10 protein-coding genes are annotated in these 9,282 nt (G+C 39.8%); 5 read left to right on the top strand and 5 right to left on the bottom strand.

Going from position 1 to position 9,282, the window contains the following annotated elements; translation table 11 throughout:
- A partial coding sequence (locus tag ACESK1_RS06515) for an SsrA-binding protein (protein ID WP_372919172.1) occupies positions 1–167 on the bottom strand: 167 nt, incomplete at its 3' end.
- Between the two features lie 141 nt (positions 168–308).
- Here ACESK1_RS06515 and ACESK1_RS06510 point away from each other — a divergent pair.
- Entirely contained in the window at positions 309–1,049 is a 741-nt protein-coding gene (locus tag ACESK1_RS06510; RefSeq protein ID WP_372919133.1) for a DUF6503 family protein, read from the top strand.
- Here the strand turns inward: ACESK1_RS06510 and ACESK1_RS06505 are convergent.
- Together ACESK1_RS06505 and ACESK1_RS06500 are read right to left on the bottom strand one after the other, a co-directional pair.
- A complete protein-coding gene (locus tag ACESK1_RS06505; RefSeq protein WP_372919132.1) occupies positions 1,046–1,570 on the bottom strand; it encodes a histidine phosphatase family protein in 525 nt (174 codons plus the stop codon). The two genes, ACESK1_RS06510 and ACESK1_RS06505, sit on opposite strands and share 4 nt — an antisense overlap.
- 4 nt (positions 1,571–1,574) lie before the next feature.
- A complete protein-coding gene (locus ACESK1_RS06500) occupies positions 1,575–2,675 on the bottom strand; it encodes an esterase-like activity of phytase family protein (RefSeq protein WP_372919130.1) in 1,101 nt (366 codons plus the stop codon).
- A gap of 121 nt (positions 2,676–2,796) precedes the next feature.
- On the opposite strand from ACESK1_RS06500, the gene ACESK1_RS06495 reads away from it, so the two are divergent.
- Positions 2,797–2,982 (top strand): CsbD family protein, encoded by a 186-nt coding sequence (locus ACESK1_RS06495; protein WP_372919128.1) that lies wholly within the window; start codon positions 2,797–2,799, stop codon positions 2,980–2,982.
- A 62-nt stretch (positions 2,983–3,044) separates the two neighbouring features.
- On the opposite strand, the gene clpB is transcribed toward ACESK1_RS06495, so the two are convergent.
- Complete coding sequence (gene clpB / locus ACESK1_RS06490) at positions 3,045–5,651, bottom strand: ATP-dependent chaperone ClpB (protein WP_372919126.1); 2,607 nt, start codon at positions 5,649–5,651, stop codon at positions 3,045–3,047.
- A 181-nt stretch (positions 5,652–5,832) separates the two neighbouring features.
- Here clpB and ytxJ point away from each other — a divergent pair, with 181 nt between their 5' ends.
- Together ytxJ and ACESK1_RS06480 are read left to right on the top strand one after the other, a co-directional pair.
- On the top strand, positions 5,833–6,225 hold the full coding sequence (gene ytxJ, locus ACESK1_RS06485) for a bacillithiol system redox-active protein YtxJ (protein ID WP_372919124.1): 393 nt from the start codon (positions 5,833–5,835) through the stop codon (positions 6,223–6,225).
- Between the two features lie 76 nt (positions 6,226–6,301).
- Positions 6,302–6,541 carry a hypothetical protein gene (locus ACESK1_RS06480; RefSeq protein ID WP_372919122.1) on the top strand — a complete coding sequence of 80 codons (240 nt, stop codon included), beginning with the start codon at positions 6,302–6,304 and terminating at the stop codon, positions 6,539–6,541.
- A gap of 35 nt (positions 6,542–6,576) precedes the next feature.
- Here ACESK1_RS06480 and fahA read toward each other — a convergent pair whose 3' ends face one another.
- The gene (fahA, locus tag ACESK1_RS06475; RefSeq protein WP_372919120.1) at positions 6,577–7,866 is read right to left on the bottom strand and encodes a fumarylacetoacetase; all 1,290 of its coding nucleotides are present in this window, start codon (positions 7,864–7,866) and stop codon (positions 6,577–6,579) included.
- 109 nt (positions 7,867–7,975) lie between these two features.
- On the opposite strand from fahA, the gene glyA reads away from it, so the two are divergent.
- A complete protein-coding gene (glyA, locus tag ACESK1_RS06470) occupies positions 7,976–9,253 on the top strand; it encodes a serine hydroxymethyltransferase (RefSeq protein WP_372919118.1) in 1,278 nt (425 codons plus the stop codon).
- The last annotated feature ends 29 nt before the right edge of the window (positions 9,254–9,282 follow it).

Here is a 9,282-nt window from a genome sequence, read left to right as displayed (position 1 = left end):
TTGTTTTGAAATTCACAAAAACTCTCGGCGATAGATGCTTTACCCTGGCGAATTGCTTTTATCTCTGTCCCTGCCAGTTTAATCCCCGCCACGTACTTATCGAGAAATTCATATTCAAATTTCGCCTTTCGGTTTTTTATGTTGATCGTGTTGGTTTTCTTCTTCATACTTCAGCAAAAATAGGAAGCTTATTTTAGATTCCGGTATAAGGGAATTGTAAATTATTCAAAGCCCGGTCTTCTGAAATAACTTTTCGTATTAAAATTCAATACGCATTAATTACCTTTGAAATTCATATCTCAATTAAAATGAAAAAACTCATCCTTTTTGTGGCTGTTAGTGCCCTATTGTTTTCCTGTGATCAGAATAAAGAGCTCACCGCCCAGCAAATTATCGATAAGACCATAGAAAAAGCAGGAGGCGATAAATATAATAATGCCGAGATCAGCTTTAAATTCAGAGACGCCGAATACAAAAGTACCCGTAACGGAGGTAAATTTCAGCTGGAGCGTTTTATAACCGATTCTACCGGAACCGAATATCACGATGTGATCAACAACGACGGTTTTACCAGGTATCATAAAGATACAGCAGTGAGTATTAGCGATTCTATGAAAACCGTTTATAGCAATTCGGTTAACTCGGTTCATTATTTCGTGCAACTTCCTTATGGCCTGAACGATGCCGCGGTTAACAAAGAACTTCTGGGAAAAGATAGCATTAATAACAGAGAGTATTATGAGGTCCAGGTGACCTTTGATGATGCTGAAGAGGTGACAGACCATGAAGATGTATACCTATACTGGATCGATACTGAAGATTTTACTATAGATTATATGGCTTATAGTTTTAAAATCAATGATGGTGGAGTCCGGTTCCGTAAAGCTTATAACCCTCAAACGGTAGGGGGAATTAGATTTGTAGATTATGAGAATTATAAGGCAGACGATCTGGATATTCCTCTTGAGGACCTCGATGAAAAGTATGAAGCACGTGAACTGGAATTACTTTCCATAATAGAAAATGAAAATATAGAAGTTAAGCTTTAATTGAAATAAAGTACTTCTGAAGTTCGGCTACCATCGGGATGAATTATCGCGATGAAAAGGCTGCCGTATTCTTTTTCATCCAGATCTTCATATTTCTCTTCCTGAATAATATAATTAACAAATTCAGGATTTAGATTGCTGTGGCCAACTACCAGCACAGTCTTTCCTTTTGTTTTCTGCTGAAAATCCTCATCGTTGAGTTTTTCCGTATTAAAAAACTCGATCTCTTTTTCTTGTGAACTGGCAATGGGTTTTGCGGTATTCAGCGTGCGGTTGTAGTTCGAGCTGAAGATTAGGTCGAATTCCACATCCCTGAAAACCTCTGCCCACTTTTTGGCGCGTTCTACTCCTGCTTGTGTTAGTTCAGGATCCTCATTATCGGGGTTTAGGGTGTCTTTTTCAGCGTGACGAATAAAATAATAAGTAGTCGTCTCAGAATCTTTTATCTTCTCTGAAGTGTCTTTCTTTTGTGAGTTGCAGCCCGCAAAAATTATTAGTGATAAAAGTATAAGATATCTCATTTTATTAATTTTTAAAAGCAATTTCCAAAAGTATGAACTGGGTGATCTGGTGACCAAAACTACTGAAATTATCGTCTGAGACCAGTACCAGGGATTGTTTTCCGTTAGGTAAAACCGGTCCAAAGGCCATCCCTTCAAGATTATCGATTATCCCTTCCCCCAGGAAATCCTTAACCGATTTAAAATCGAAAATAAGTCTTTTTACTGCCGGTGTATAATCTTCTTTCTTCAAATTTTCAAAATTCAAAGTATTGGTGGTTTTCGAGGCATCCACCTCAAAGATCTTAACAGTATTACCATGGGAACCATACCCGGCAGAATAGGCTCGTTCCAGCACCAGGAATTTATCTTCTGCATATTCTAAAATTTCGGTTACTCCATTCACTGCAAACCAGTTTATAGGGATTTTGGAAATTCCGTCTAGTTTGTAGGCAAATTGTCTTTCGGCCTTTCTGTTTTCTTTACTGAATTTTGTGAACCGTACAGGCGAATTTGTCGGGTATATCTTCGGTTTAGGTCCATCTTTTTCCAGCGGAAGTTCCATGGCTACCCAGTATCCGGTCTTATCTACACTTTCAGCCAAACCTTCAAAAACTCCGTTGTTTCTGGGTTTTTGTTCACCTGTGGCCTTAAAATATTCAGGGATTTCATAATGAAATAGAAATTCTCCTTCCGAAGAAATATGAAAAAGTGAAGGGTCTTTTCCGTTCTGAATAGAACCTTCAGAACTTAGTGCTATTTCTCCGGTTTCTCCATTAAAACGTATGCCTTCAAGATCGGGTGTGCTTTCCTGGAAAAAGGCCTCTTCTTTATCCAACCTGATCACTTCAGAAAGAATAACAGTGTCTATACTACGGTTTACCAAGGATATTTTAGCCTTATAGATACGCGGGTTCGATGGCTGATCTGCCACCAAAAAATATGTGTTATCGTAATAATCTATCCCTGAAAGACCGCCCACTTTTGTTCCATCGATTTCAAGACCTTGTTCCAGCACGAAATCGTCCAGGTAAGTGATTTTAAGATTTCTGTTATCTGGTTTTCTGGTTGTGGCACAACCAGAAAACAATATTACCGATATTACTAATAGACTTAATTTTTTCATGGAAATTGCTTCAAGACCAAAAATAACAAATCCTTAAGATAAGAATAGGAGTTTCTTGAGAGACTTCGGTAATGTAAATCCTTAAATTTAATATCATATTAATAACTAAAACCGAGATATTATGAACGATGATCAGTTAGAAGGAAAGTGGAAACAGATTCGTGGAGAATTCAAACAGAAATATGGAAAGCTCACCGATGATGACACAACTTATTCTGAAGGTAAATTTGATGAAATGCTGGGAAGATTGCAGGAAAAGACCGGAAAAACAAAGGAAGAGCTCAAAGATGAGATTGATAGATGGTAGATTTGTTTAAATGTTGAATTGATTTTTCAGAAAAGGGCCGCAATTTGCGGCCCTTTTTATTTTTAATTGTTTTCCTGGAGATTTTCCTGGTTTCTAAAAACCATCTCTTCATTAAATTCATCCAGCAAAATTATACTGTCTGTATGTATACTTCCCGCAAGGATCTCCTTTGAGAGTTTATTTAGTACTTCTCGCTGTATCACCCGCTTTACCGGTCTGGCTCCGTACTGCGGATCGAATCCCCGGTTGGCAAGATGCCTGATGGCTTCAGGGGTGGCGTCCAGAGTAATATTCTGCTGAGCCAACATCTTCTTAACTCCTTTTAATTGAAGGTCTACGATCTTGGTGATGTCCTCCTGGGTAAGCGGACTGAACATGACAATATCATCAATCCTGTTGATGAATTCAGGTCGAATGTTCTGTTTCAAAAGTGCTAATACCTCTGTTTTGGACATTTCCATTGCGGTGTCCATATCCTTAATAGTATCAAACTTTTCCTGTATAATATGACTTCCCATATTTGAGGTCATAATGATGATCGTATTCTTGAAATCGGCTAAGCGGCCTTTGTTGTCGGTTAATCTTCCTTCATCAAGAACCTGTAATAGGATATTAAAGGTATCAGGATGAGCTTTCTCTATCTCATCAAGAAGTACCACCGAATAAGGTTTGCGGCGTACGGCCTCAGTTAATTGTCCACCTTCATCGTAACCTACGTATCCCGGAGGTGCCCCAACCAAACGGCTCACAGCATGTCTTTCTTGATATTCACTCATATCTATCCTGGTCATCGCAGCTTCATCATCGAAGAGGTATTCAGCCAGAGCTTTAGCAAGCTCGGTTTTACCTACTCCTGTAGTTCCCAGGAAAAGGAATGAACCAATAGGTCTTTTCTGATCCTGAAGTCCTGCGCGGCTCCTTCGCACGGCATCACTTACCGCTATGATGGCTTCTTCCTGCCCAACCACTCTTTTGTGGAGATGTTCTTCAAGTTTAAGTAGTTTTTCCCGGTCGCTTTGTAACATTTTGGTTACCGGAATTCCGGTCCACTTGGCAACTACCTCCGCGATATCTTCCTGGGTTACCTCTTCCTGGATCAGGGATTTCCCTTCCTGCTTTTCGCCATGCTCCTGCTGAAGCTTTTCAAGCTTTTCCTGGGCCTCTTTGATCTTTCCGTAACGTATCTCAGCAACTTTTCCATAATCACCATCCCGCTCAGCTCTTTCGGCTTCCAGTTTAAAATCTTCAATATCTGATTTTAAATTCTGGATATTATCTACTACAGATTTTTCATTTTGCCATCTTGCATTCAATTCGTTTCGCTGTTCTTTTAATTCAGCAAGCTCGGAACGAAGAAGTTTAAGTTTATTTTCGTCTTTTTCCCGTTTGATAGCTTCCATTTCTATCTCCAGTTGCATGATCCTACGGTCAAGCACATCCAGTTCTTCGGGTTTGGAATTGATCTCCATCCTTAGTTTGGAGGCGGCTTCATCCATAAGGTCAATAGCCTTATCGGGTAGAAAACGGTTGGTGATGTAACGCTGTGATAATTCTACCGCGGCGATAATCGCTTCATCCTTGATTCTCACTTTATGGTGAGTCTCATATTTTTCTTTAATTCCACGTAAAATAGAAACTGCACTTTCAGTATCCGGCTCATCCACAGTTACTCTTTGAAAACGACGTTCGAGAGCTTTATCCTTCTCAAAATATTTCTGATACTCGTCCAGGGTTGTAGCTCCAATAGCTCTTAATTCCCCACGGGCAAGGGCGGGTTTCAAAATGTTGGCGGCATCCATGGCGCCCTGTCCACCTCCGGCACCAACTAATGTATGGATCTCGTCTATGAATAAAACTATATTCCCTTCACTGGAAGTAACTTCTTTTATTACTGCTTTTAATCTTTCCTCAAACTCGCCTTTGTATTTTGCACCTGCGATAAGCGCACCCATATCCAGGTTATAGATCACCTTATCTTTAAGGTTGTCGGGTACATCTCCAGCTATAATTCGGTGGGCCAGACCTTCTGCAATGGCGGTTTTACCGGTACCTGGTTCTCCAACCAGCATTGGGTTGTTTTTAGTTCTACGGGAGAGGATCTGGAGAATACGGCGTATTTCTTCGTCTCGTCCAATTACCGGATCCAGTTTCCCTTCCTCAGCCATTTGATTGAGGTTTTTGGCGTATTTATTAAGGGCATTGTAGGTTTCTTCGGCGCTTTGAGAAGTCACCCGGTCTCCTTTTCTCAATTCCTCAATGGCAGCTTTTAAAGCTTTTTCGGTAGCTCCTTGATCTTTGAGTATTTGTGACACCTTACTGGATGATTTGAAGATTGCCAGGATCAAGTGCTCAATGGACACGTATTCATCGTTCATCTTTTTGGCGATAATGGGAGCCTCATTCACGGTTTTTCCTGCTTCGCGGGAAAGCATGATATCTCCACCACTGACTTTGGGAAAGTTCTCTAAAGTTTTTTCCAGGATATCGTTGAAGAGATTTACATTTATATTTAGCTTTTTGAGTAGAAAAGGCGTTACATTTTCGTCAACTATTGTTATGGCCTTAAAAAGATGTTCGTTCTCAATTTGCTGATGGCCTAATTCCTGCGCTAATTGCTGAGCCTGCTGGATGGCCTCCTGAGATTTTATTGTAAACTTATCGAAATTCATAATCAAGTTGTTTTTCTGGAATAAAGCAATACATATACCATTAAAAGATAAAGACAAAATGACCGATTTCTCTAAAAATTTACAGACAAAAAGTCATTTTAATTTAATTTTATGGAAAAATTTTTGAGATTTGGCGGGATATTAAAGTTATTAAGAAATAAGATTAGAAAAAAGAAAAACTATGGGATTATTTGATAAAATGTTTAGGAGTGAAAGGGATATTGCAAAAGAGGAAATCGATAAAATTCCATGGAACTATATTACTGAAGAAAAAGATATTGAGGAATTGGAGAAACAATCCTTCAGTAAACCAGTGATCATCTTTAAATACTCTACCCGATGTGGAATAAGTCGGATCACTTTAAACAAGTTTGAAAAAGATCTTCCGCAAGACTTTGATGCGGTCTACTATTTTATGGACCTGGTTAAATACAGATCACTGTCTAACGAGATAGCCGATAGATTCAGGGTGCGTCACGAAAGTCCGCAACTCATTGTTCTTAAAGACGGGAAGGTGGTTCACCATAGCTCCCATCAAAGCATAAATGCTGAAAAACTTCCTGAATACATTTAAAACTAGCTGTTAAAAATCATATAATAGACTAAAGGTTTAGCGCCTGCCTTTGTATCTTTTATTCAAAATCTGAAAAATGGCTAAAAAGGAAGATATCAGGAAACTGGAAGAAAACTGGAAACAGTTAAAGGAGGAGGATAAGGAAAGGGAGCAGGAGGAATTCCGGGATCGTTCTCAGAAGAAAAAGAATAAAAAAGAAAAGGCTGAGCCCGGGAAATCTGCTAAAGAGATTGCTGCCGATGAGGATCGGCAAAAAGAGGAATTTATGGATCTCAAGCAGCAGAAAAAAGATAAAGGTAAAAAGTCAACGTCTTAAAAAATGAAAAAGCCCGGTTTCCCGGGCTTTTATTATTATTTCTTTTTTGGTTGAAAGACAGGCAGGAGTTTGGTTCTTACTTCACCAAAACCTATTCGGCGATCGTGATTATTACAAAAACCACGCATAATTACTGTGTCGTTATCTTCGACGAATTTTCGCTCGCTTCCATCTTTTAATTTAATAGGCTTTTCTCCTTTCCAGCTTAGTTCAAGCATAGAACCATAAGAGTCGGGAGTAGGACCTGAAATAGTTCCTGATGCCATCATATCACCAGAATTTACCGGGCATCCGTTCACCGTGTGGTGAGCGAGTTGCTGACTCATATTCCAGTACATATATTTGAAATTCGATTTTGCCAGAAGGTTTTCTTCGCCATTTTCAGGCTGAAGGGATACCTCCAGGTGAATATCAAAACTTTTCTTTCCGTTGCTTTTTAAATAGGGAAGAGGTTCTATCTCTGGTTTAGGGCTCTCTGTCCTGAATGGTTCCAGAGCATCTAAAGTTACAATCCAGGGAGAAATTGAAGAAGCGAAATTCTTCGCCAGGAATGGCCCCAAAGGCACATATTCCCAGGTTTGCATATCTCTGGCACTCCAATCGTTAAACATTACCATTCCAAAGATATAGTCTTCTGCTTCATCAATCGGTATAGGTTCCCCTAGCACGTTTGCATCTGTAGTTATAAATGCCATTTCCAGTTCAAAATCCACACGTTGGGAAGGTCCAAACACTGGTTTGTCTGAATCTTTTGGTTTAGTTTGCCCCTGTGGACGGTGTACCGGAATTTCGCTGGGAATTATAGAAGAACTTCTTCCGTGGTATCCCACAGGAATATGTAGCCAGTTTGGTAAAAGGGCATTTTCAGGATCCCTGAACATTGTCCCCACATTCGTCGCATGTTCTTTGCTGGAATAAAAATCGGTGTAATCACCAACTTGTACCGGCATTTGCATTTCGATCTCCTCAAGGGTGAAGAGTACGGTTTTACGGTGCTCTTCGTGATCTCTAAGCTTTGAGTTATCTGCATCGAAGATATCGGCGATCCGGTTACGGACCAGTCTCCATGTCTTCTTGCCATCAGAAATAAAATCATTTAGAGTATCCTGCAGGAAGATATCATCGGTTAACGGAATCCCTTCAAAATAACCAAGTTGATGCAGAGCTCCGAGATCTATAGCGTAATCGCCAATCCGGGTGCCAATGGTAATGACATCATCCCGGGTTAAAAATACACCAAAAGGAATATTTTGTATTGGAAAATCGGTGTCTGCGGGAGTATCCAGCCAGGTTTTTCTTTTTGGATCGTTAGCAGTAATAGGCATATATTTCTTGTTTTTTTGTTAAAATCTAATGCATCCAAATATATTATTTTCCTGTTATTAACCGAATGTATTTCTTACTTTTGAGGAATATTTAACGTAAACAATTGGAATGCAACGAGACACAGAACTTTTTGATTTAATAATAGAAGAAAAAGAGCGTCAGTTAAATGGATTGGAATTAATTGCCAGTGAGAATTTTGTGAGTGAACAGGTACTGGAAGCTGCCGGTTCTGTACTAACCAATAAATATGCTGAAGGTTACCCCGGAAAACGTTATTACGGCGGATGTGAGGTAGTAGATAAAGTAGAACAACTCGCTATAGACCGGGTAAAAGAACTTTTTGGTGCCGAATATGCCAACGTGCAACCACATTCAGGTTCTCAGGCCAATACAGCGGTTTTTCAGTCTTGTTTAAATCCGGGAGATAAATTTTTAGGTTTTGACCTTTCCCACGGCGGGCATTTAACCCATGGTTCTCCCGTAAACTTCTCGGGAAAACTTTATAAGCCTGTTTTTTATGGGGTAGATAAAGAAACCGGTCTCATTGATTACGATGCTGTTGCTGAAATTGCCCAGAAGGAAAAGCCAAAAATGATTATCGCCGGAGCCTCGGCATACTCAAGAGAAATAGATTATAAGAAATTTAGAGAGATAGCCGATAGTGTAGGAGCTATCCTGTTTGCCGATATCGCACATCCTGCAGGATTGATCGCCAAGGGATTGATAAGCGACCCGCTTCCTCATTGTCACGTGGTTACATCTACCACTCACAAAACCCTTCGCGGACCTCGCGGTGGAATTATACTTATGGGGAAAGATTTCGATAATCCTTTTGGTGAAACTCTTAAGAACGGAAAACCTAAGAAAATGTCTGCAATTCTGAATTCAGGTATTTTCCCCGGAAATCAGGGTGGGCCTTTGGAGCATATAATAGCTGCAAAAGCGGTTGCCTTTGGAGAAGCCCTTACCGATGAATTTCTGCATTACATGGTACAGGTTAAAAAGAACGCCTCGAAAATGGCTGCTGCTTTTGTTGAAAAAGGCTACAAAGTTATTTCCGATGGAACCGATAACCACATGATGCTTATCGATCTGAGAAATAAAGATGTTAGCGGAAAAGAAGCTGAAGATGCCCTTAATAAAGCTGAAATCACAGTGAATAAGAATATGGTTCCCTTTGATGATAAATCTCCTTTTGTGACCTCAGGAATAAGAGTTGGTACTGCCGCAGTAACCACCCGCGGACTCACAGAATCTGATATGCCCAAAATCGTAGATCTTATGGATCGTGTGATTTCTGATATCACGGACGATGCGGCTATTGAGAAAGTTAAAAACGAAGTATTTGAACTTATGGAAGGTCGTCCGCTTTTTAAGTGGGACTAAGTCTTATAAATTTGAACAAAAGCTTTTTG

The sequence above is a fragment of the Salegentibacter sp. genome, assembly GCF_041642575.1.
In the GTDB taxonomy this organism is placed as follows: Bacteria; Bacteroidota; Bacteroidia; order Flavobacteriales; family Flavobacteriaceae; genus Salegentibacter.
The sequence above is the reverse complement of the archived record's forward strand: the minus strand, read 5'-3'. Positions and strand labels throughout refer to the sequence as shown.

Bases quoted from the DNA above. Each gene is read 5' to 3' on its own strand.
- ACESK1_RS06495 (WP_372919128.1), top strand. From the start codon at position 2,797: ATGAACGATGATCAGTTAGAAGGAAAGTGGAAACAGATTCGTGGAGAA.
- ACESK1_RS06505 (WP_372919132.1), bottom strand. From the start codon at position 1,570: ATGAGATATCTTATACTTTTATCACTAATAATTTTTGCGGGCTGCAAC.
- clpB (WP_372919126.1), bottom strand. From the start codon at position 5,651: ATGAATTTCGATAAGTTTACAATAAAATCTCAGGAGGCCATCCAGCAG.
- glyA (WP_372919118.1), top strand. From the start codon at position 7,976: ATGCAACGAGACACAGAACTTTTTGATTTAATAATAGAAGAAAAAGAG.
- fahA (WP_372919120.1), bottom strand. From the start codon at position 7,866: ATGCCTATTACTGCTAACGATCCAAAAAGAAAAACCTGGCTGGATACT.
- ACESK1_RS06510 (WP_372919133.1), top strand. From the start codon at position 309: ATGAAAAAACTCATCCTTTTTGTGGCTGTTAGTGCCCTATTGTTTTCC.
- ACESK1_RS06500 (WP_372919130.1), bottom strand. From the start codon at position 2,675: ATGAAAAAATTAAGTCTATTAGTAATATCGGTAATATTGTTTTCTGGT.
- ytxJ (WP_372919124.1), top strand. From the start codon at position 5,833: ATGGGATTATTTGATAAAATGTTTAGGAGTGAAAGGGATATTGCAAAA.
- ACESK1_RS06480 (WP_372919122.1), top strand. From the start codon at position 6,302: ATGGCTAAAAAGGAAGATATCAGGAAACTGGAAGAAAACTGGAAACAG.